Below are 22,508 nucleotides of genomic sequence, written 5' to 3' on the forward strand. Positions count from 1 at the left end.
CCAATGACAAACAACTGGAGCGCGTGTTGCGATAAATCAGCGCGATCAAGTAGGCTTCCAGTGCAGGGGTTAGTGAGGGGTTGATGTTGACCATAACACCAACATTCTATGCCTCTTTCGACCCCCTGCGTAAAATCAGTCTACAGAGGAACGCCTCTTTCTTTTAGAGAATGAATAGACCCTGTAGAACTCACCGCCCCCGTTTAAGCGATTGCCAGGAAGCAGCAGAAAAATGTTGGAAAGTCGCACAAACTTACTCCATCAGCTTACTCTGTTCAGGCCGCAGGCGCTCATTCTTGACCACGGGGCGGTGAGGTCAGGCAACGTCAGGAAGAAGCGAAGGAACGTCAGCGCCAGGAGGCGAAGGATAAAGCAAAGTAAGCCAAGCATCGTGCCGCGCGACAATCCTGACCGCGCGGCCTCCGATGGGTGCGATTGTTAGACAGCGAACGTGCAGCTGTTCACTTTCGTGTAGCACACAATGAACGCCTTCAGGAAGGTCAAGCGGTCCAACAATAATTTCTACAAAATATTTCAATAGTAAAGGCGCCGGCAGCAAATACCGGATTGAAGTCGTCATCAGAGAACGTGTAATGAGAAAGAAGTCGGCCCGCCACTAGTCGGGGATACGCAAATAACTCGAATGGCAGGCCGATGTTCTGAAATCATATCCCATCCTGACGCTCGAAGTCACCTATACCGCGAGCAGCGTCACAGTGAATTTGCAGATTCAATTTGGAATGGTTGCTATTCGAGAACGGAGTAAGAGGCCGAACCTCGGGCACTAGCTCATACCCCCATGTGTTTTGGAGACGACGGCAGCTTCTCCGGTACGTCTAGCTCATCACTAACGATTACATCCAAGCATACTCCGGCCAGTTGGACATACTTCAAGAGGACTGGTAGTGGGGGCTCGCGTGTGCCGAGCTCGTACCCTGAGACAGCGCTGCGGAAAAGCCCGTCGGCAAGGTCCAGGCTGCGGAGCATCTCATTCTGCGACAGCCCTAAAGAATTCCGGATCTGGAGCAGCTTCGCCGCCAGCCGCTTCGGCTTCGGGCGTGAGACCCTTCCCATCAGGATAGCCCTCCTGACGGGATAGGCAGATTGAAAAACTCCTTGCCTTGCGACGTAAATACGTCAAATATGGGATCCCACCGCGTTTCTGCCGGGAGTCTCAGTTTTACGGACTCGCCGGCGGGCTTCAGGTGAGGTTATCTGAAGCCCCCTCTTTCTTATTCGCAACGAAGCATAGCAAAAACGCCGGGTTGAGTCATTGTCAAGGCAGCCGGCGTCAGGCGCTGATGGATTGCAGACTTGTGCGGCGATCCACATCGGGCAGACGAGGCGGGGACTTTCAGAATAATGCAAGAAGGGAGACTACGCCTTCAGTATGGACACGGGCGGCGCGCGCAGCAAGTCCTGGGAAGAGTTCGAGGACACGGTTTTCAATTTCGTCATCACAGTGTGCGACAACGCCCGCGAGTCGTGCCCGGTGTGGCCCGGCCAGCCCATCGTTGCCCACTGGGGCGTCCCTGACCCGGCGGCAGGCAAGGGCACCGACAAAGAGATCTTCGCCGCATTCAAGCAGGCCGCGTTCCTGCTCCAGCGCCGCATCGAGCTGTTCTGTTCGCTGCCGATCGAGAAGCTCTACCGGCTCAAGCTCGAACAGATGACGCGCGAGATCGGCAAGGCGCAGTGATCAAACGGCCGCGAGGCCGACCGGCCTAGGCGCGCCCTGGAGCTGCACCGGCAGGACCGGCGCGCAGCAGACGGAGCGCAGGCGTTTGATGTCCTGCTGCATCTGCTTGTCGGCTTCCAGCCAAGTCCGCACACCGCGCAAGACTTCTGCCGCGTTCGCGTCGGGCGGGGTGACAAGGCGGTAATGCATCCACCTCCCGTCGCGGCGCGCGTCCACGATCTCCGCTCGCTTCAAGTACGCTAGGTGGCGTGAAATCTTCGGTTGGCTGGTGCCGAGGATCTCGACCAGAAAGCACACGCACACCTCGCCGGCACCCATCAGGTTAATGAGCCTGAGGCGCGTCCGGTCGGCCAGCGCCCGGAAGAACAACTCCATGTCGAACGGCTCGATTGCTCTCGTCATAAGGCTATTTTAGCACGATCTGATAAATATGCCTTGACATATATGAAGAGCGGAACTATGATCCGCATATATACGTTTGAGCAAATATGAAGGGAGAACGACCATGACAGATCAACTAAACGGGGTGCAGGCGCTGAAAGCGCATCTCGCCCTGAATGTGAAGGACGTTACACAGAGCATTGAATTCTACAAGAAGATGCTCGGTATTGAGCCGAGCAAGGTGCGGACGGGCTACGCCAAGTTCGACGTGCAGAACCCGCCGCTCAATCTGACTCTCAATCAGGCGCCCTTCAACGAGCGCGGGGCGCTGTCGCACCTCGGCATCCAGGTATCCTCGACCGACGACGTGTTCAAGGTGCGTGAGAACTGGGCAGCGGCTGACTTGCTGACCAGAGACGAGATGCAGACCGACTGCTGTTATGCAGTGCAGGATAAGGCATGGGTACACGACCCGGACGGTAACGAGTGGGAGGTCTTCGTCGTGCTGGAAGACGGCCTGCCGGAGAAGGTCGGCGCTTCATGCGAAACGAGCACCTGCTGCGCGCCAACGGTTGCGCTGGGCCGCTAAAGCGTAGAGCATAGAGGAACGCCATGAGTACACACGACGCCCAACCGATTAACACCTTGCAGGCGCACATCGCCATCAACGTCCGCGACGTGGAGCAAAGCATCGCCTTCTACCGCAAGCTGTTCGGGGTCGAGCCGAGCAAAGTCCGCCCCGGCTATGGCAAGTTTAACCTGCAGAACCCGCCCCTGAATCTGACGCTGAACGGGCGACCGTTCACCGACAAGGGGGCGCTCTACCACCTCGGCATTCAGGTCGCCTCGACCGCAGACGTGCTGGCGATGCGCGACCGCTGGCAGGCCGCCGGCCTCACCACCCGCGAGGAGATGCAAACCGTCTGCGGTTACGCGCTGCAAGACAAGTCATGGGTGCAAGACCCGGACGGCAACAACTGGGAAGTCTTCGTCGTCCACCAGGACAATCTGATGTACAGCAACGTGGATAGCTCGGTGCAGTCGGCAGAGCCAGCTTGCCCGGCGGCCGCCTGCTGCCCGACCGTAGCGGAGACGCCCCCGCTGGCTTGAGCAAAGATACCATGAGCATCACGATCTCAAAGGCGTCGCGCGCCGACCTGCCCGAAATCTTAGATTTGCTCGTCACGGTAGAACTGCCGCAGGAAGGCGTCGCGGAGCATCTGGGCGGCTTTCTCGTGGCCCGCGAGGGCAATCGGCTTGTCGGGTGCGCGGGCTTAGAGCGTTACCCTCGGCTGGGCCTGCTGCGCTCGGTTGCGGTCGCGCCCGATTGCCAGCACAGCGGACTAGGCTCGAAGCTCACTGCGGCGCTGCTTCAGGATACCGCGAAGTCCGGCCTCGATGAGGTGGTGCTGTTGACGGCAACGGCGCGTGACTTCTTTGCTCGGCGGTTCGGATTCGACGAAGTCCCGCGCACGGTGTACGACGAGAGGCTGGCGGAATCGCCGGAGTGGAAATTACCGCGCTGTTCGTCTGCCGTTTGCATGGTCTACCGGACTCAAGACCCGAACAAGCAATAACCTTCAACTACATTAACCGGAGGCACTGAGATGCGCATAATTCGCGTTGTATTATCCGTCTGCCTGTTGGCGGTCGCGGCATTCCCGCAAGACCCGCTCAAGACGCTGCCGAACGCTTACAAGCTGGAATTCGAGAACGAGTACGTGCGGGTGGTTCGCGTCCACTACGCGCCGCACGAGAAGCTGCCGGCGCACGAGCACACGCTGACGGCCTCGGCCTACGTCTACCTGAACGACGGCGGGCCGGTCGTCTTCAACCACATTGATAAGGACTATGGGGCGGTCACCCGACCGGCGACCAAGGCGGGCAGCTTCCGGGTCTACCGCGGCATTCAAGAGCACCACGAGGTGGAGAACCAGTCCGACCTGCCTAGTGATTTTCTTAGAGTCGAGTTCAAGACCGAGCCGCTCGGCGAAAAGAGTTTGAAGGGGCGCTACTACCGCGAAGCGTACCCGGCGGGCGAGAACTTTCAGAAGGTGCAATTCGAGAACGACCAGGTGAGGATCACGCGGCTGGTCTGCGCGCCGGGTAAGCGTATCGAGGTGGCCGCCGGCGCAAACGAACCGGCGCTTCTCATCGCCCTGTCGCCGGCGCAGTTCAAATGGGGTGATGGCAAAGGCAGTGCGGCGCAGGTCAGGCTCGGCCTGGGGCAGGCGAGATGGGTGGCGGCCAACCGGCGCGAGCTGGTCGCCAACACCGGCGGCAAGCCGGCGGAGTTGCTGCGATTTGATTTCAAGACGAAGCCTCTCTCCAAAGAGGAGCTTGAAAAGAAGAAGAAACATGAGCATCCTCAAAAAAGCTCCTGATGCTTTGACGCTTGGTATCTAACTTAGATACCAAGCGTCAAAGGATTTCGCCTTGTGCTCGACACGCTCTTGAGTGTTACCAGGAGCATTGGCACATCCCTTTCACCCTTGGGGGATGCCGCTCACCATCCACAATGCCCGCATACGGATTACCTCTACGCTCCACCCGCTTTCACATCGGCGGGAAGTCGTTCATCGTGTCGGTCGCCAATTCTTACCATCGCCGACTTCACGCTGCCTCAGACGTAAACTCACTCGATGTCAGACCCTCCTGTGCCTATTATCGCCTGCCGTTAAATCAACACTCCCGAAAAAGCATTAATCAACCCGCAGAAACAGTGGATCTAAGACATGAAGCATAGTTCATACTCAAGTTGTAGTTAGTTATATACAATACTCAGTATATTTTGAAAGCAGAATCTTTTTTTTAATTTTGCTTATAGAAAATACGGATCCTAATAGCGGAGACAGAATTATCGAGGAGCTTATAAAGGCGGGTGTTACCTGGCGCAGGCGGTAAGCTGCCGATGAACCAGAGCACGAACGATCTGGTCTGCCGGTCGGGGTCGAACACTTGTAGGGCGCAGCCACAGGCCATTGTCCTGCTCGCTGAAGCACCTCTTAAAGCGCCTCTGTGTTAGACGACTTGGGGAGATAGGTATTCTTCATTTTCGGCACTCTAATCGCTGACTCAGCGATCAATATGTAAAATTGGGTCAACAAGCCCTGGAGAATACTGTACCCCCCTCATGAGACCAAGAGCGAAGTCGAGCAAAAGTGTTTACTTTCAGATCCCTGATGATCGCTCTCTACTGCTTCGTATGGCCATTGGCGATCTGATCCGTGCTCACCGGAAGCGCCCGGAGCAGCCGATGACTCAAGAGGAATTGGCTTACAGGTCCGGAATCTCGTACGAGCACCTGAACCACATTGAGAACTACAAAACGATGGTCTCGATCGACGTTCTCGACAGGATCGCCCTGGCGCTTGGCTTCTCCCGGTTGTCTGAATTCTTAGCCTGTGATGAGAAGAAACTGCTGTAGAAACTAGGGCGCGGATTTGACCCGACATCTTCACTGCTGCGGCGCAGCTTCCCTGCGGGGTTTAACCAGTTCGGGGAGAGGTGTCTTTAAGGCAGTCGAGTCACGTCGGCCCTGAATCCGACAATAGATCGCGCTGGCTCCTACGTCATACGTTTTGCCCTCAATGCTCTTCTAGGGTGTGCGACGGAAAAGTTAAAAGTTAAAGGAAGGAGGTAAAACCCGTTGGTCTTAACAGTGATGATCTTTTTTATGACCCTTGCCCTCTGCTTTGCCAATGGCGCCAACGACGTCTCGAAATCTATCGCGACGCTGGTTGGCTCTCAGACGACGAGTTACCGGAAAGGGATTCTTTGGGGCACTGCCTGGACGGGGATTGGCGGCATTGCTTCCTTATATTTTGCGACCGAGATGCTGAAAACCTTCAGCCTCTGGGTTCAGCCAGGCGTTGCCCTCGATCCGCTTTTCCCATTGAGTATTGCCGTGGGCACGACCGTGTGGGTAATTGCAGCCGCGCGGTTCGGCCTTCCTGTCTCGACAACCCATGCTCTGGTGGGGGCTATTTGCGGCGTCGCCACTTTTGCATACGGGGGCGACAGCGTTGCCTGGGCAAAAATGACCGACAAGGTGCTCATCCCATTGTTGTTCAGTCCCTTGATTGGCCTGGTGCTGGCGTTCTTAATCACGCCTGCCGTTAAGAAGGTATTCAACTCCACCCGTGAGGTAGCACTCTGCGTCGTCTATCGCGGGAACAACCGGGCGGAGATGGCCGCGATGGCGACCGCTCAGGGAGGAGTCTTTGCAATCGGCGAGACGGCTGACGAGTGCTTCTGCGTCTACTACCCGAGAGTGGCAAAGGTCAATGCGGACCGTATGCACTGGCTCTCAAGCGGCTTGATCGCTTTCTCGCGGGCTTTAAACGATACGCCCAAGCTGGCCGCCGTACCCATCCTGTTTTTCACGATGGCTCCCCAGTCCGAGATTTCAAGGCCCCTTCTCTTTGGGCTTCTAACCCTGGCGATGTGCCTTGGGAGTTACCTCAATGGCACCCGAGTCACTAAAACCATGGCCGAGAAGATCACCAAGATTGCCGACGAGGAAGGCCTGGCGGCGAACCTGACATCAAGTTTGCTCGTCGGCATCGCCGCAAGATTCGGGCTGCCAGTATCAACGACCCATGTGACGAATGGCTCAATCGTCGGGGTCGGCCTGCGGCAGGGTGGGGTGAAGGCTGTGTCATGGGAAACCGTGCGCGGCTTCCTCCTGGCCTGGATTGTCACGCTCCCGTGCAGTGCCCTGCTTGCCGTGATCACTTTTATCGTCGTGCGCGCATTGGTCTGACCCTACAAGGAGGCCGCTCCCCCATTGCCTGAGCGCTACACACGAAACACACTAACCAGCAGGTTCCCGGAACCGTTTCCATTGAGGTGTAACAATGACTTCGTCCGTCCAGAAGAAAATCGAAATTCAACCGCTTAACTCGCCACTCAATCATAGCGTCGCTGTCCCAGGCTCGAAGAGCTATACCAACCGGGCCGTTTTGATCGCGGCGCTGGCCGAAGGTAGGACCGTACTGGAGCACGCCTTGATTTGCGAAGACACGGAGTTGATCGCCGGCGGTGTGCAGCAGTTTGGCCGGGCGCGCGTTGCTATCGACCGGGACAGTGAACGCATGACGGTCGAGCGCGGGCCGGGTCAAATGATGGCTGCAAAAGAGCCGGTCTTTGTAGGGAACGCCGGCACGCCAATCCGTTTCCTGATTAGCTTCGCCAGCCTCGCCAACGGCACGAGCGAGGTCACGGGTAATCAACGGATGCAGGAACGGCCCTGTCAAGACCTGGTAGACGCTCTGTTGCAATTGGGCGTCAAGGCAGACGTGGTGCGCGGCACCGGCTGCCCGCCCGTCAGAATCGAGGGCCCTTCGCTGGGGGGCGGTAAGGCCAAAATCAGGGGCAGCGTCAGCAGCCAGTTCACGTCCAGCATCCTTCTTAACGCACCATACGCCGAACAGGACGTTGAGCTCGAAATCACAGATGACCTCTGCTCGAAGCCCTATGTCGATATGACGCTGGGCATCATGAAAGAGTTCGGGGTCACGGTCGAGCGGGATGGCTATCGCTCTTTCAGGGTGAGGCATGGGCAGCGGTATCAGGCCCGCAGCTATCGGATCGAACCCGACGCATCGAACATGTCCTACTTCCTCGCCGCCGCCGCCATCCTCGGCGGCAAGGTTCGCATTCCGGGAATCAACTCGGGGTCGCTTCAGGGCGACGCCAAATTCGTCGACGTACTAGAGCGTATGGGCTGTCAGATCGAGCGCGGAGACGACTACTTCGCCGTCGAGGGGGGACACCTGTCCGGTGTTGATGTGGACATGAACTGGATGCCGGACCTTGTCCCGACCCTCGCGGTCGTGGCGGCCTACGCAGAGGGCCGCACCCACATCACCAACATCGCGAACTTACGAATTAAAGAGTGTGACCGGATAGCAGCCCTGGAAACTGAGTTGCGCAAGCTCGGCATCCGAGCCGAATCCACTCAAGACACCCTGACCGTCTACGGCGGCCAGCCACATGGCGCGACCGTCGAGACGTACAATGACCACCGCATCGCGATGTGCTTCGCCATCGCCGGGCTGCGTACTCGGGGCGTTATCATCGAGGACCCGGGCTGCACGGCTAAATCCTTCCCCACGTTCTGGTCGGTACTGGACACACTAAGGTGACGGAGGCGCCAATGAGATCACGTGGATTATTCATCGTGCTAGATGGGTGGGGGTATTCTACGAAAGTAGAACACAACGCAATCCGCCAGGCCGGGACACCGACCCTTGACCGCCTGGTCAAGGAATACCCCTGGACATTGCTTCATGCGTCTGGGCGTGCGGTCGGGCTGCCGCCAGATACCCCTGGCAATTCCGAAGTGGGCCATCTGACTCTAGGCGCCGGGCGGACAATCGATTACGAGAGCACCCGTGTCCAGATGGCTATGGAGGCGGGAGAACTCCAGCGGCATCCTTTACTTACGAAGGCTCTTCACGAAACGAAAGAGCGTGATGGCAGAGTCCACATCATGGGTTTGGCTTCCGATGGCAACATCCATTCACACTTGGACCACTTCCGCCCCATCGTCGAAGCCGCTTCCAGAATGGGCCTGACCGGCATATACCTCCACCTGTTCACTGACGGACGTGACGCCCCGAGCGGCGCGGCGATCAGGTTTATTGCTGACATACAGGACATGCTTCTTTCCGTAGGAGCGGGCCAGGTCGCGAGTGTTGTTGGCCGGAACTACGCGATGGACAAGAATGGGAACTGGCAGAAAACACAAGCCGCCTTCGAGATGATGACGCTCGGAGTCGGGAAGCCGGTAAGAACGGCTGAAGAGGCCATAAAGACCGCTTACCAGGAGGCCGTCGCCGATGACCTTATCCCGCCATTCGCCCTTGTCGACGGTTCGGGCCAGCCGGTTGGGGTCGTTAAAGATGGAGACCTGCTGTTCTCGGTGAACTTCCGAGGCGACCGTATGCACCAGATCCTGAGGGCATTCGTGGACGAGCCGTTTTCGGAATTTCCACGGTTCTATCACTCACCGGTTACCGTGCTGACGATGACCGATTACCACATGAGTCCGGCACTACCATCCCTGTTCGAGCATCTCGAGGTCAGGGATACACTGGGCGACGTTTTAGACCAGTACGGTAACCGCAACCTCCGGGTGTCGGAAACCGAAAAATATCCGCACGTGACTTTCTTCTTCAACGGGCGGGAACATCGCGACCATCAGTTTGAGCAGAGCATCCACGTGCCCGGGCCTAAGAACTCGGACTACAGGCGTACGCCGGAAATGAGCGCCGCCGGGATCGTCCGCGAGGTGAAAAATGCGCTGGCCCGCCAGGAACAGGACCTGATCGTGGCGAACCTGGTCAACGCGGACACCGTAGGCCATACGGGAGATATGGAAGCCGCCAAGCGGGCGGTGCGAACGGTCGACTCCTGCATGGGCGAGATCATCAAGGCCGCTAATGAATATGGCTACTGGACTGCCTTGTGTGGCGATCATGGGAATGCCGAAGTCATGTTCAATGAAGCGATGGGAGTGCCGCACGTCGGTCACACGACCAACCCTGTGCCGTTCGTGCTGGTGCATCCTTCTCAAAACAGAGCCTTACGTTTAGGCGCAAGTTTCGCTGATGTCGCCCCGACGCTCCTTAAACTTTTAGACATTCCGAAGCCCACCGCCATGACCGGAGAGAGTTTGGTGTGAAGGGTCATTCTCCGGTGAGCCATTTTGTCTCCCAGCTTGGGAGTATATCCAAGGTGATTAGCTGATGATTACCGCAACGGATTTTTGCGACTCTTTGCTAGAGCGGGGCTACTCTTTCTACACGGTTGTGCCATGTTCCGTCTTCAAGCATGCGATCAACGAGGTGCTACGCTCTCCCCACTTGAAATATGTGATGGCGGCCAATGAGGGGGCGGCCCTAGCGATTGCGGCGGGGGCATGGTTGTCCAGGTGTAAATCGGTGGTCCTGCTCCAAAACTCTGGGGTCGGAAACCTGATCAACCCGCTCTCCTCTCTCTCTCTGCCGTACCATATTCCCTCCCTGTTGTTCGTCAGCGCCCGCGCCTACCCTGACGGCGTTGGCGATGAACCGCAGCATGTTTACATGGGAGCAGGCGTCCGAGACATTCTGAAGACCTTCGGCGTCCGTCGATTTGATATGCCGGGGGACCTTGCAGGCTTCACGTCGCTGTTAGATAAGGCCGATGAGATCGTCACTCGGCATGAGAACAGCGTCGTCATCATGGTGCCGAAAGGGAGTATCAAGGCAAGCCGGACTGAGCCTGAACAGGAACGCCAATACAGTATGTCCCGGCACGAAGCCATTCGAATCATTGCCGGCCTCCTTTCAGGAGGCGAGGCCGTCATCTCGACCACCGGCAAAATATCGCGCGAGCTTTTCGCCACCCAGGACCGTCAGGGCAATTTTTATATGCAAGGGTCAATGGGGTACGCGCGAGCCATCGCCCTGGGTGTCGCGTTAAATCGCCCGGAACGTCGCGTTGTCGTTCTGGATGGCGATGGTGCCGCGCTGATGCACATGGGCTCCTTCTCGACCGTTGGTTACTACGCCCCGCCAAATCTAGTAGACATTGTGCTGGATAATGAAGCGCATGGCTCTACCGGCAACCAGGCAACCACGTCGGTGACAACAGCCCTTGATCTCGTCGCTAAGGCATGTAGCTATCGCCAGACCTATCGGTGTGAAACCGCGGATGAGTTAAGGTCGGCAGTTGGGGAGGCTCTACGCGTAACCGGGCCAACCTTCATCCTGGTGAAGGTCAACCGGGAAGAGAGCGCCGACATGCCGCGCATCACGACCAAGCACGCACCAGACCAGTCTGCCCGAACTTTTCGCGAGTTCCTGTTAGACAGCGCGCAGCAGTAAAGCAATGTCCCGGTTCAAATCCATAGGGTTCGGCCACAGAGAAAATGATCGATTCGTATGAGTGGGATTCCTGAGATAGGTCAAACCGTCTTTAATTTCATCGCGGGCAAGTGGGAGCCGTCCGGGTCCGTCAAATGGGTTGAGCGATACGACCCGGCTGACCAGTCAGTGTTGGTCGCACGCGCCCCCGACTCTACACGCCAGGACGCCGTGCGCGCCGCGCAGGCTGCGGCCCGGGCTGCTGAGCAATGGGGCAAGTGCAGTCCGTCGCGCCGAGGACGGCTGCTCTTTGACTGGCTCACGTGGATAGATGGGCGGAGGCAGCAGATTGCCGAACTGCTCACGCGCGAAGAGGGAAAGATCCTCGCGGAATCACTGGGCGAAGTTAACCGCTCAATAGACATCCTAGAGTTTACTGCCGGCATGGGACGCCGGCTCGGCGGCAAGGTATTTGCCGCCGAAGAGCAAAACGTCTTCTGTTTTTCGAACGCACAGCCTCTGGGTGTAGTCGGCCTCATCAGCCCATGGAACTTTCCGGTCGCCATTCCCGTCTGGAAGCTTGCGCCGGCGCTCATCGCCGGAAACACCGCCGTACTCAAGCCGTCGCCGCTGACCCCGCTGACGGCGACCGCGTTAGTCCGGGGGCTTGAAGAGGTCGGGCTGCCCGCCGGCGTCGTGAATCTAATCCATGGCGACAGCGAGCCTGGCAGCGAACTGGTTTCCAACGAACTGGTACAGGGCATCTCCTTCACCGGCTCGACCGGCGTGGGAAAACGGATTGCGCGCGCCGCCTCTGAACGACTTGCCAAGCTGCAACTCGAACTGGGTGGCAAGAACCCGCAGCTAGTTCTTGAAGACGCAGACCTCGATCAAGCGGTTGACGGAGTGATGATGGCCGCGTTCGGCTCCTCCGGGCAGCGGTGCAGCGCGACCAGTCGGGCAATCGTGGCTCAGGAAGTTTACGACGATTTCCTGGAGCGTATTCATAAGCGCGCAGCTTCTATTCGCATCGGTGCCGGCAGTGAACCGGGAGTCGAAATGGGCCCGCTGGTCGACGGGCGTGCCATCAAGCGGGTCACCCATTACATCGGCGTGGGCCAGGCAGAAGGCGCGAAGGTCTGCACGGGCGGCAATGTCTTAACGGGTATGGGTTATGGGCAGGGCTTATTCTTTCAGCCCACCGTGTTGGAAGCGACGCGACAAATGGAAGTCGCCCGCGAAGAGGTTTTCGGGCCGGTCTTATCCGTGATCCGCGTTCGCGATTTCGAGGAGGCGATCAACGTTGCCAACTCCACGCGCTACGGGCTGGCGGCGTCAATCTTCACGCGCGATGTCTCGCGTATCTTCCGATCTTGCGACGCCGTTCAGGCAGGTACCCTTCATGTCAACCGGCCCGGGGTCGGAGGGTATTCGCATGTGCCGTTCGGCGGCATCAAGGAAAGCGGCTTCGGAGGCCGTGAAATCGGCGACGAGGTGATGAGCTTTTATACAGAGTCTAAAGTCGTCTACATCAATCACGCCGGCTAGCGACGACTGGGACGGCCTCGCCTCTTTGCGAATCCAGCCCATAGATTTCGAGACATTTCCCAGGCACTACACGTGGCTCGCTTGAATGATACGCATCGCGGCATGAGCCGAAGTCGCTTCGCGCCATCGCCCGCATGCGCTGGTCGGGTTCGGCAGAAACCCGAATCCGAGAACGTAAAATCTGATTAACTGGAGGAAATTGAACATGCTGCAAACAACTCTGGCTTTCATTGGTGGCATCGTGATAGCACCATTTCTCAAGCCGATTCTGCGGGAAGTAATTAAGTACGGGATCATCGTCGCCGACACGGCGGTCAAAGCCGCAGCCGAAGCGCGCGAGAGTATCGAGGACCTCGCGGCTGAGGCCGCAGCCGAGGCGCATCCGAAGCCATCCCATCCCGCCAAAATTAACTGAGTCTCGTTACGAGAGACCTCCGTTGTGATCTCAAAGCCGACTGCCGGTGAAAGAGGATGGTCTCCTTTTTCACCGGCGACCGGCACCCCACAACGATCATTTGATGGCGACGAGCCGTGGCGCGGTAAGGCGGGCTCAGCTCACTGCCCCCAAACCATAGAGGCAGAGAAATAGTCAGCCTCTATGGTCTTGGTCGGCAGAGTAGAAGTTTGCCTCGACATCGGCTTCCTTGCCTTCAGACCGATGAACTTCTGAACGAACACTGACGGGCGGTGGAATAGAATGGATGCATCTGTCAACAATGGCATACAGCTAAGATCTGCAATACCAGGAAGGGGACGCTGGGAGATAGACACTCTAGTCGGGCGGCCTCGATTGGGCTCACTCACTGAAGAGTTGCTCAGGCAGCGGCCGGAGATCACTCTTGCCAAAGCCAACCCCGTTACTGGTCGGCTTTTGGTCCGTTACGACATCGGCATCAGCTCGACTCAGATAGAGCGACTGGTCCGCGAGGTGTTGGATTTCGCACTATCGGGTCTGAAGTCGTCCACGGGCCCGAAGGATAGAACCAGGCGGGCGGGGACAAAACTATCCAAGCTCATAAAGTTTTTAGCTGTCGCAGGCGGCAGCTTCCTGTTATCGAGCCTGCTGCCGGGGATTTCGCTCACGTCCGCGCCCGTCTTGATTGGGGCTGCCGTTCTGACTGTGGGGGTCGTCGGTCTCAAATTATGGCCGCGGGGCGGCGCGCTCGTCCCTGCCTTCAGTTCATGGGCCAACGCCGCGCGTAACTATCCCGCGATTCGCCTCTGGCGTTACCTTCAGCCGCACAGGCTTCAGGTATACCTTGCAATCGGCGCGTCAGTCCTGAAGAAGGTCGTCGACCTTTCCCCGCCCATCATCATCGGGCTTGCTTTGGATGCGGCGGCTCAGGGGGGCAGCCCTCTGCTCTTTGCCCTCGGCCTATCCAGCCTGCAATCGCAGGTCTGGTTCATCGGAGGCTTTGCGGTAGTGGCCTTCTCGCTCGAATCGATTCTCGAGTTCAGCTACAAGCTGCTTTGGCGAAACCTCGCCCAGGCGGTACAGCATGAGCTACGCCTCGACGCCTACACACACCTCCAAACGCTTGAGATGTCCCGCCTCGACGATGAAAGCACGGGGATGCTCGCGGCCATGTTGAACGACAACATCAATCAGCTGGAGCTGTTCCTGAACGACGGCGTGAACTCAATCCTCGAAATGGGGACCAACGTACTCGCCATCACCTTCATCTTCTTATTCATAGCGCCGAGCGTCGGCTGGATCGCCCTGCTTCCCATACCGATTCTGCTTTGGGCCACTTTCTACTACCAAAAACGCATCGGGCCGGTTTACGCGGAGGCGGTTGAACGCAGCACGTTACTCAACGGCCAACTCGTGAACAACATCAGCGGACTCCCGACGATCAAGAGCTTTACCGCCGAGGCGTACGAGACCGAGCGGATCCGGCGATTGAGTCAGGATTACGTCGAGAGCAACCGGAAGGCTAATACCATTTACTCGCTCTTCGGCCCTTTGATTCGCTTCCCGGTCTTGACCGGGTACACCGCCGTCCTCATCGCCGGCGGATCGCTAGTGATCTCCGGCGGCCTGTCGGCGGGAACCTACGCCCTGCTGCTGTTTCTCATCCCCCGATTTCTATTCCCGTTCGGCTTCTTCGGAGAGACGGTCAACCTCTATCACCGATCCATGTCGGCAGTTGACAAGGTGTTCGACCTGCTCGAGCTGCCGTCGGGCGCAAACGGCAGCGGTCAGCCTCTGCCGGTGACGGAGGTCCAGGGGGAGATCACCTTTCAATCGGTCAGTTTTACTTACGGCGGAGAAGTCGAGGTCCTGAGAGATTTTTCCCTTTACCTGCCCGCCGGAAAGACCACCGCCATCGTCGGCTCGACCGGCGCGGGCAAAACGACCCTTGCCAAATTGCTACTGCGTTTTTACGAGGTTGATTCGGGGCGAATCCTGATCGATGGCCTTGATATCCGCAGCATTCGGGTGGGCGACCTGCGGGCCGCTATAGGTCTGGTGAGCCAGGACGTATTCTTATTCGACGGAACGGTCCGCGAGAATATCGCCTACGGGAGCTTCGACGCAGAGCCTTACGAGATCGTCGAAGCGGCGCGCCTGGCCGAAGCACATCAGTTCATTGAGGAGCTGCCGCAGAAGTACGATACGCTCATCGGAGAGCGCGGCGTGAAACTTTCGGGCGGCCAGCGGCAACGGCTTTGCATCGCCCGGGCGATTCTCAAGAGCCCTCCGATACTCATTCTCGACGAGGCGACCTCGTCGGTTGACAATGAAACGGAAGCCGCCATCCAACGCTCGCTCCAGCGCATTTCGGTCAACCGGACGATGATCATCATTGCCCATCGGCTCTCCACCGTGCGCCATGCACACTGCATCTATGTTTTAGGGGAGGGCGGCCAGATTGTTCAGGCCGGTGGCCACGAGGACTTGTTGAGTGAGGATGGCTTTTATGCGGCGCTTTGGCGGGTCCAGACTGGCGGGGCCGACTCCCAGCCATAGACGAACTTCGCTATTTCTCAGCAAGCAATCGGGGAGATCAAGCAATTGGGAGATGATAAGGTAACCAGCCAAAATGGACTGAGCGGCCTCCGCTCGCAGTGGCGCATTCTAAGTGATATACCGGGCCGCATTCGGGTTTATCACCCACTGCTCAGCAAGAATCGGGCGGTCGCCGAGAGGCTCGAGCTCAAGACGCTCAATCTGGAGGGGGTTCTCGGCTATTCCGTCAGCATTTTCACCGCAAAGATCCTGGTGAAATACGACACTCGATACTTAGACCGCGATGAGTTGCTGCGCATCCTCACGGCGATGATTCAAGCCGCCGAGAGCGAAGCGATCTCGGACCCATCCAGGGCGTCAAGCTCGCCGGCCCTGAGGTCGAGGCGACAGTTGGCGCTTTCGAGCATCAGTTTGATGCTCGCGGGGGCGGCGCTTGTCTACCCCGGCCTGGCGGTCATTGCCATTCCGGCGACCGCCCTGACCTCGTCGCGTATCTTACTGAGCGCCCTCGGCGCAATTTTCATTTCCAGGAAGGTCAAAGTAGATATTCTGGACGCCATCGTTATCGCGCTGCTCTTCTCCTACAAAAGATATTTTGCAGCCGCCGTCATGGTGTGGCTCCTCGACCTGGCGAACGCATTGCTCGAATCGACCTCGCAACTTTCGGGCAAGATTCTCGCCGACGTGTTCGGGAAACAACAGCGCCACACCTGGCGCCTGATTGACGGGCAAGAGGTGGAGACGGAGATAAGCGCGCTGGTGAATGGGGACTTGGTGGTCGTCAGAGCGGGCGAGCAGATCCCTGCCGATGGCGTGGTCATAGACGGCGAGGGGATAGTCGATCAGCACCTGCTCACGGGGGAGTACTCCGCGGTCGAGAAGGCTGCCGGCGACGAGGTATTTGAAATGACGGTTGCCCTCGCCGGGCGTCTGGTTATCCGGGTGAACAGGACCGGCGAACACACCAACGCGGCAAAGATATTGAAGATCTTACATCAGTCGGTTGAACACAAAGGGCGGATACAACTGATGAGCGAGCGGTTCGCCGACCGAATGGTCATTCCCACGCTCGGCATCGGGGCCGTCGGGCAGATGGTCGTGGGGCCTAACGCCATGATTGCTATTATCAACGCGGACTATGGCACGGGCATCAGGGTGGCGGCGCCGCTGGCGATGTTGGCATCCATTGCTTTAGCCGCTCGGAATGGGATCATCATTAAACATGGCGGGATATTGGAATCCCTGAATAACATCGACGCTGTCATCTTTGATAAGACCGGCACGTTGACCCAGGAAACGCCCAGAGTGGGTAGGATCAACTCCTACGACCCCGGCCACACCGAGGCGGACATACTCGCCTACGCCGCCTGCGCGGAGCAGAGATTCTCTCACCCTATTGCGAGGGCTATTCTACGGAAGGCTGCAGAATGGGACCTTGGTTTGCCTGCCGTAGACCAGGCGAGCTACCGCGTCGGTTTTGGCGTTGAAGTGCGAGTAAACGGAGCCACCGTCAAAATCGGCAGCCTCAGGTATATGCAAAGGGAAGAGGTCCCGATTCCCGCAGAACTATCAAGCCACATGGAAGAAGTCTATCGCAGCGGCAAAACAGCCATCTGCGTGGCTGTGGATGGTCAGATTGTAGGCTCAATAGAGTTGGAGGCCAGCGAGCGGCCTGAAGCATACGAGATGATTCAGACGCTGCGCGAGAAGCGAGGCATAGAAAAAATATATCTCATATCGGGCGACAACGAAGCCGCCACGCAGGCGCTTGCCTACAGGTTAGGGATACCAAATTATATGGCCGGCGTCTTGCCGGAAGACAAGGCGAGGCACGTTGCGGAACTCCAACGGCAAGGGCTAAAGGTGGCGATGGTGGGCGACGGCATCAACGATTCGCTTGCTTTGTCGCGCGCGGATTGTTCGATCTCGCTGCGGGGAGCGGCCGACATCGCCACCGATGTAGCAGACGTCGTTTTTATGGATGGGACTTTAAGCAAATTTGACGTGCTCTTCCAGATCTCCGAAGACTTGCGGAAGAACGTTCGGCGCAGCTTCATCATCACCCTGGTTCCCAACACCGTCCTCATGGCGGGAGCCCTGGCAGGTTTGTTTGGCATAGGCACGTCCCTGTTATTGAATAACGGGCTGAATCTGGTTGCTGTCCTGAACGGACTGATGCCTTATTACAAAGCGATTGACGAGGTCAAGGAGACCTCGCCTCAAGGCAGCCTCCAAGGCTAGCACGGCCCGGCCCACCCTGATCACCCAGACGGATTCCGAACTCAATCTCTCAACCTGGTGCGACTGACAGATGGGCAGATGAAACTATTAGTTGTGCGCAGGAACGTCTTGCGAACGGTTGATTATGAATGAAGTGGAAACGACAGGGACGCCAAGCACTCCTATCAATGTCAAACCGCTGAAATCCTGCTGCAACCCGGAGACGCACTATCCAAGCGGCCTGGTCACCTTGCAGAGGAAGAGGCCGAAGGGTCGAAGGGGTCTCCTTATAGTACTCGCAGGCATTGCAATCTGGTTTCTGATTTACTTCCTTTTACGCCCATGGTCAGCCTGGGTCGCCTACACCGTTTTCGGCTTGCCGCATGATTCACGACCCGGCCTAGCCGTCGAATTCTTTCTCTTTGACGCGCCCAAAGTTCTCATGCTGCTTACGCTGGTGAGTTTCGGGGTGGGGGTAGCTCGCTCCTTTATGGGGGCCCGCGTCGGAGGGGTCCGTGCCTTGATGACCGCGGGGCGACTGAGAAGCATGCTTGCCGGGAACCGCGAAATCCTCGGGAATATTTTGGCCTCAGGGTTGGGAGCCTTCACGCCTTTTTGTTCTTGTTCGGCCGTACCGCTCTTTATCGGCCTTGTGACCAGCGGTGTTCCGCTCGGCGTGACGTTTTCATTCTTGATTTCGGCGCCGCTGGTCAACGAAGTTGCTTTAGTCCTGCTTCTAGGTCTCTTCGGGTGGCGTGTGGCCGCGCTTTATATGGGCACGGGAATGCTCGTCGCCATTCTCGCGGGATGGATTATAGGCCGTCTGCGAATGGAGGCCTACGTGCAGGAGTGGGCATACACTGCTTCGATCAGGACGGGAGACGTCTCTGAACCGAAAGTGGACTGGGCGGAGCGCATTCAAATGGGGCTGAACTCGGCGCGTGACATGGTTGGGAAGTTGTGGCCTTACATCCTGATCGGGATCGCGATCGGCGCTATCATCAATGGTTATATACCCGAAAACATTGTGGCATCTATATTGGGGAAGAAAGCCTGGTGGTCTGTGCCGCTCGCCGTGCTCATCGGCATTCCCATGTATTCAAACGCGGCCGGTATTCTTCCCGTGGTTCAGGCGCTGTTGGGAAAGGGCGCAGCCCTGGGGCCCGCTCTTTCTTTCATGATGTCGGTCATCGGGCTTTCTTTGCCGGAGCTGATCCTCTTACGCAAGGTCCTTAAATTCCGATTGATCGCCACGTTTGTATGCGTATTCACGCTGGGCATTCTGTTAGTCGGATACCTTTTCAACTTTCTGTTTTGAGCCTTGTGGAGATCAACCTCCCGGCCAACCTTTCATCGCCGTACCAACGCCCCAAACTGGTCAAACACATGGAATTCATTGAGCACATAGTCTCACTATTCCAGAGGCTGCCGCCGCTCGGTGTTCTAGGCATGATGTTCCTGGTTCAATACATTGAAAATATTTTCCCTCCATCGCCCGGCGATATGCTGTTGGTTTTCGGCGGCACCCTGATCGGGCTCGGCACGGTCGGGTTCTTTCCATCCTTACTGTTGGCCACAATAGGCAGCACATTAGGCTTCATGACGGCGTACTACCTGGGGCGGTCTTTCGAAATGCGAATACTACACGGGCGACTTGGCCGCTTCCTGCCAAAGGCCGCGATCCTCAAGGTTGAAGGGTGGTTCAAACGATTCGGCCCCGGCGTCATCCTGATCAACCGGTTTCTTGCCGGGACGCGCGCCGTCATCCCTTACTTTGCCGGAATGTCGCGGACGGCCCCGCTTCTTACAGCCGGGATGAGTACAATTAGTGCCGCCTTGTGGAATACGCTGCTGCTTTATCTCGGAATGGTATTCGGTGAGAACTGGCGAGTCGTTGCAGGCTACCTTGTGACCTACAGCAAGGCCATGAGCGTTCTGATCGCCGTCGCCATCGCGCTTTTATTAGGGTTTTATTTAAAGCAAAAGCGTCGCGCCGCCTACTCTGCGTCGAAGACTGAATAGTTATCGGCACAACGCCTTCGCGCCCTGGTTCGAGCCGTCCAACCGTATCGCTACGCTAAGGACAGGCTGGCCGGGCGCGGTGCCCCCCGCAACGGGATCGGCAACTGCGGGGCACAACAAATATTGACGAGCCGCTTGCGGTCGCGCTTCATCTCTTTATCCTCGGCGAACCAGGCCCCCACATCGGCGAGCAGTTTCGCGGCATGCGGGTCAGAGGGGGTCTTAACGCGGTAATGTATCCATTTGCCCTCGCGCCGTGCGACCACGACGCCAGCCTGTCGCAAGTATGCCAGGTGCCGGGATACGTTGGGCTGGCTGATGCCCAATATTTCGACGAAGAAGCAAACACACATATCGCCATCGCCCATGAGGTTAAGCAGGCGCAGGCGCGTGCGATCGGCCAGTGCCCGAAACAACGTCGCCATATCAGCATTTTTACTAGCCCTATTAGCCATAGAAGTATTATATCAAACATATTCGCTAAAGCGGATATGTTTTTAAGATGGTTGCTCGATTTTTCGACGTAGGGATGTCATGAAAGGGAATAGAGATATGGCTGTCGATGTAAACGAAAGAGTGAAGGCTCTCAAAGCGCATTTGGCGCTTAACGTGAGGGACGTACAACAAAGCATAGAATTCTATCGCAAGATGCTAGGCACCGAGCCTTGCAAAGTCCGCGCCGGCTACGCCAAATTCGACGTGCAGAACCCGCCTTTGAATCTGACCCTCAATCAAGTGTCATTCAGTGAGCGGGGGGCGCTGTCACACCTGGGCATTCAAGTCGCCTCCACAGACGATGTGCTGGCGGTGCGGGAGGGTTGGGTAAGAGAAGGTCTCATCACGCGAGATGAGATGCAGACAAATTGCTGCTACGCCATACAAGACAAGGCATGGGTGACAGACCCCGATGGCAATGAGTGGGAGGTGTTTGTCGTGCTGGAAGACAACCTGCCGGAGACTGGAACCCCGACGTCTGTCAACCAACATTCATGCTGTGTAGCGCCTGTTAAGCTCAATTCGTGATGATCTCAGGGTAGTAAGTGAGAACGTGTTAAATAGAGTTTGTTTCAGGCCAACGCTCAACCGTGGCACCAGATCAGGATGCCCGCAGTTGGCCTCCTGCCCAGGCGATTCGACAGCGATCCCATTCCGAGGAAGGTGTAAATCGTCGACGCGATGTCAGACGGAGAGGTCTTCGCGTAGAGACAGCCTGTCTGCGCATTCGGGGCCGTAGGAGATTCTCATGAATAAACAGATAGCCAGGATGGTTGCTTACGGTCTTGTGCTCTTTATGACTCTTTCGATCAGTCTGAGGGCCAATGCCGAGCAACACACGAAAGAGATTGCCAAGAACGTGGGTGGTTCGAACACCGATACCAGAGCGTCCCGCCATTCCGCCGACAAGGAAGAGGAATCAAAACCAGCCGCGGTCAGCGTTGAGGACCGGCTGAAGAAGATGGAAGAAGTGATCGAGCGGCAGCAATGCGAGATCCAGGCCTTGCGCGAGCAGATCGAAAAGCAGAAGGCCGCACCCCTGACCAGTCCGACCGAAGCAGTGGCGACGCCGGTCAGCGCCTCCGTACCCACAGATGCGAGCCAGACGCCGGCGTCTGGCAAGAACGAGGCCGCGCCCCCCGAAGCGCAGAAGCGCATTGACGAACTCTACAAGCGTTTCGGCAGCCTTCGCTTCAGCGGCGACCTGCGCTTCCGCGCCGAGACCTTCCGCAACCAGGGCTTCGACGCGCTCGCCGAAGCGCCCGACCGCAACCGCCTGCGCGTGCGCGCGCGGCTGGCGCTCGACGGCACGATCAACTCGCGCTTCGATTGGGGGGTGCGGCTTGCCTCAGGCATCTTCACAGACCCCATCAGCAGCAACCAGACGCTCACGGACTTCTACGAGCGCAAGCCATTCGCGCTCGAACGCGCTTTCATCCGTTATGACTCGAAGGGAGACCGCGTCGGCGTGCAGTTGGTCGCCGGCAAGTTCGAGCCGACCTTCCGCCGCACGCAGATGGTTTGGGACGACGACATCAGCGTCGAGGGCGCGTCCGAGGCCGTGTACTTCAAAACGAAGACGCCGCTCAGACAGGTGAAGTTCGTCGCTTTCCAGTTGCCGTTTAATGAAGTGTCGGGTGGCAAGGATGGCGTGCTCTACGGCGGGCAGGCGCAGACCGACTGGCAGTTCGCGCCGAAGTTCTCGGCCAACTTCAACGTCGGCTATTACGACTGGAACCACGCCGACCAGATCGTCCCGGCGCTGGGCGCGCTGGCGACGCAGGTCAACGGCGGCCTCTTCAACGGCTCTGGCATGACCGGCAATCAGAACGGCGCACTCGGCACCACCAACCGCCTCGTCCGCAACGCGGCAGGCCAGCCGGTAGGGTTCCTGGCGGGCTTCAACCTAGTAGACGTGCTCGGCAACTTCACGTGGGCGGCGAGCGGCCGGTTCCCCATGACCTTCCTTGTTGATTTTGTCCACAACGCGACCGACCGCGTGCGCGACGAGAAGGACGGCTACTGGGTCGGCGCGCAGGTCGGGCAGACGAAGGAGAAGGGCGACTGGCTGTTCGGCTACACCTTCACGCGCATCGAGCAGGATGCCGTGCTGGTGCCGTTCAACTTCAGCGACATCCTGGCGTCGAACAGTCGCGCGCACATGTCGACGGTCGCTTATCAGATCGCCAACGGGGTGACGGTACAGTGGACGGGGCTCTTCTCGCAGCGCGTCAACAGGGTGGTGACGACCTCGCCGTTCGCCCGTTACCTGAACCGCATGCAGTTCGACGTGATCTATAAGTTCTAAGGCTAT

General features: G+C 57.8%; 20 protein-coding genes. 18 read left to right on the plus strand and 2 right to left on the minus strand.

What is annotated here, in order from left to right; genetic code table 11:
* The first annotated feature begins 1,390 nt into the window (after positions 1–1,390).
* Complete coding sequence (locus VJ464_11160) at positions 1,391–1,699, plus strand: hypothetical protein (GenBank protein ID HKQ05683.1); 309 nt, start codon at positions 1,391–1,393, stop codon at positions 1,697–1,699.
* On the opposite strand, the gene VJ464_11165 is transcribed toward VJ464_11160, so the two are convergent.
* A complete protein-coding gene (locus tag VJ464_11165) occupies positions 1,700–2,101 on the minus strand; it encodes a metalloregulator ArsR/SmtB family transcription factor (protein HKQ05684.1) in 402 nt (133 codons plus the stop codon). It abuts the gene before it with no gap.
* A gap of 103 nt (positions 2,102–2,204) precedes the next feature.
* Here VJ464_11165 and VJ464_11170 point away from each other — a divergent pair, with 103 nt between their 5' ends.
* From VJ464_11170 to VJ464_11240, 15 genes are all read left to right on the plus strand, one after another.
* Positions 2,205–2,669: an ArsI/CadI family heavy metal resistance metalloenzyme gene (locus VJ464_11170; protein HKQ05685.1), complete on the plus strand. Its 465-nt coding sequence runs from the start codon at positions 2,205–2,207 to the stop codon at positions 2,667–2,669.
* A gap of 23 nt (positions 2,670–2,692) precedes the next feature.
* The gene (locus VJ464_11175; protein HKQ05686.1) at positions 2,693–3,190 is read left to right on the plus strand and encodes an ArsI/CadI family heavy metal resistance metalloenzyme; all 498 of its coding nucleotides are present in this window, start codon (positions 2,693–2,695) and stop codon (positions 3,188–3,190) included.
* An 11-nt stretch (positions 3,191–3,201) separates the two neighbouring features.
* Entirely contained in the window at positions 3,202–3,657 is a 456-nt protein-coding gene (locus VJ464_11180) for a GNAT family N-acetyltransferase (GenBank protein ID HKQ05687.1), read from the plus strand.
* A gap of 30 nt (positions 3,658–3,687) precedes the next feature.
* On the plus strand, positions 3,688–4,464 hold the full coding sequence (locus tag VJ464_11185; GenBank protein ID HKQ05688.1) for a hypothetical protein: 777 nt from the start codon (positions 3,688–3,690) through the stop codon (positions 4,462–4,464).
* A gap of 821 nt (positions 4,465–5,285) precedes the next feature.
* A complete protein-coding gene (locus tag VJ464_11190) occupies positions 5,286–5,507 on the plus strand; it encodes a helix-turn-helix transcriptional regulator (protein ID HKQ05689.1) in 222 nt (73 codons plus the stop codon).
* 222 nt (positions 5,508–5,729) lie between these two features.
* On the plus strand, positions 5,730–6,845 hold the full coding sequence (locus VJ464_11195; protein HKQ05690.1) for an inorganic phosphate transporter: 1,116 nt from the start codon (positions 5,730–5,732) through the stop codon (positions 6,843–6,845).
* Positions 6,846–6,939: 94 nt separating this feature from the next.
* Positions 6,940–8,229: a 3-phosphoshikimate 1-carboxyvinyltransferase gene (aroA, locus tag VJ464_11200; GenBank protein ID HKQ05691.1), complete on the plus strand. Its 1,290-nt coding sequence runs from the start codon at positions 6,940–6,942 to the stop codon at positions 8,227–8,229.
* Between the two features lie 11 nt (positions 8,230–8,240).
* On the plus strand, positions 8,241–9,770 hold the full coding sequence (gene gpmI, locus VJ464_11205) for a 2,3-bisphosphoglycerate-independent phosphoglycerate mutase (protein HKQ05692.1): 1,530 nt from the start codon (positions 8,241–8,243) through the stop codon (positions 9,768–9,770).
* A gap of 64 nt (positions 9,771–9,834) precedes the next feature.
* Complete coding sequence (aepY, locus tag VJ464_11210; GenBank protein ID HKQ05693.1) at positions 9,835–10,956, plus strand: phosphonopyruvate decarboxylase; 1,122 nt, start codon at positions 9,835–9,837, stop codon at positions 10,954–10,956.
* 57 nt (positions 10,957–11,013) lie between these two features.
* Positions 11,014–12,483, plus strand: a complete 1,470-nt coding sequence (locus VJ464_11215; protein ID HKQ05694.1) for an aldehyde dehydrogenase family protein — start codon at positions 11,014–11,016, stop codon at positions 12,481–12,483.
* A 205-nt stretch (positions 12,484–12,688) separates the two neighbouring features.
* On the plus strand, positions 12,689–12,898 hold the full coding sequence (locus VJ464_11220) for a DUF5132 domain-containing protein (protein ID HKQ05695.1): 210 nt from the start codon (positions 12,689–12,691) through the stop codon (positions 12,896–12,898).
* 375 nt (positions 12,899–13,273) lie between these two features.
* Positions 13,274–15,457, plus strand: coding sequence for an ABC transporter ATP-binding protein (locus VJ464_11225; GenBank protein ID HKQ05696.1), 2,184 nt, complete (start codon positions 13,274–13,276; stop codon positions 15,455–15,457).
* A gap of 45 nt (positions 15,458–15,502) precedes the next feature.
* On the plus strand, positions 15,503–17,698 hold the full coding sequence (locus tag VJ464_11230; GenBank protein ID HKQ05697.1) for a heavy metal translocating P-type ATPase: 2,196 nt from the start codon (positions 15,503–15,505) through the stop codon (positions 17,696–17,698).
* 124 nt (positions 17,699–17,822) lie between these two features.
* Positions 17,823–18,995 carry a permease gene (locus VJ464_11235; GenBank protein HKQ05698.1) on the plus strand — a complete coding sequence of 391 codons (1,173 nt, stop codon included), beginning with the start codon at positions 17,823–17,825 and terminating at the stop codon, positions 18,993–18,995.
* Between the two features lie 5 nt (positions 18,996–19,000).
* Complete coding sequence (locus VJ464_11240) at positions 19,001–19,699, plus strand: DedA family protein (GenBank protein HKQ05699.1); 699 nt, start codon at positions 19,001–19,003, stop codon at positions 19,697–19,699.
* Positions 19,700–19,749: 50 nt separating this feature from the next.
* Here VJ464_11240 and VJ464_11245 read toward each other — a convergent pair whose 3' ends face one another.
* Positions 19,750–20,124, minus strand: coding sequence for a metalloregulator ArsR/SmtB family transcription factor (locus tag VJ464_11245; protein ID HKQ05700.1), 375 nt, complete (start codon positions 20,122–20,124; stop codon positions 19,750–19,752).
* A 127-nt stretch (positions 20,125–20,251) separates the two neighbouring features.
* Between VJ464_11245 and VJ464_11250 the strand changes: the two genes are divergently transcribed.
* Both VJ464_11250 and VJ464_11255 read left to right on the plus strand, forming a co-directional pair.
* Positions 20,252–20,722, plus strand: a complete 471-nt coding sequence (locus tag VJ464_11250; GenBank protein ID HKQ05701.1) for an ArsI/CadI family heavy metal resistance metalloenzyme — start codon at positions 20,252–20,254, stop codon at positions 20,720–20,722.
* Positions 20,723–20,942: 220 nt separating this feature from the next.
* On the plus strand, positions 20,943–22,502 hold the full coding sequence (locus tag VJ464_11255; protein ID HKQ05702.1) for a putative porin: 1,560 nt from the start codon (positions 20,943–20,945) through the stop codon (positions 22,500–22,502).
* Positions 22,503–22,508: the final 6 nt, after the last annotated feature.

The organism is Blastocatellia bacterium (assembly GCA_035275065.1).
In the GTDB taxonomy this organism is placed as follows: domain Bacteria; phylum Acidobacteriota; class Blastocatellia; order UBA7656; family UBA7656; genus DATENM01.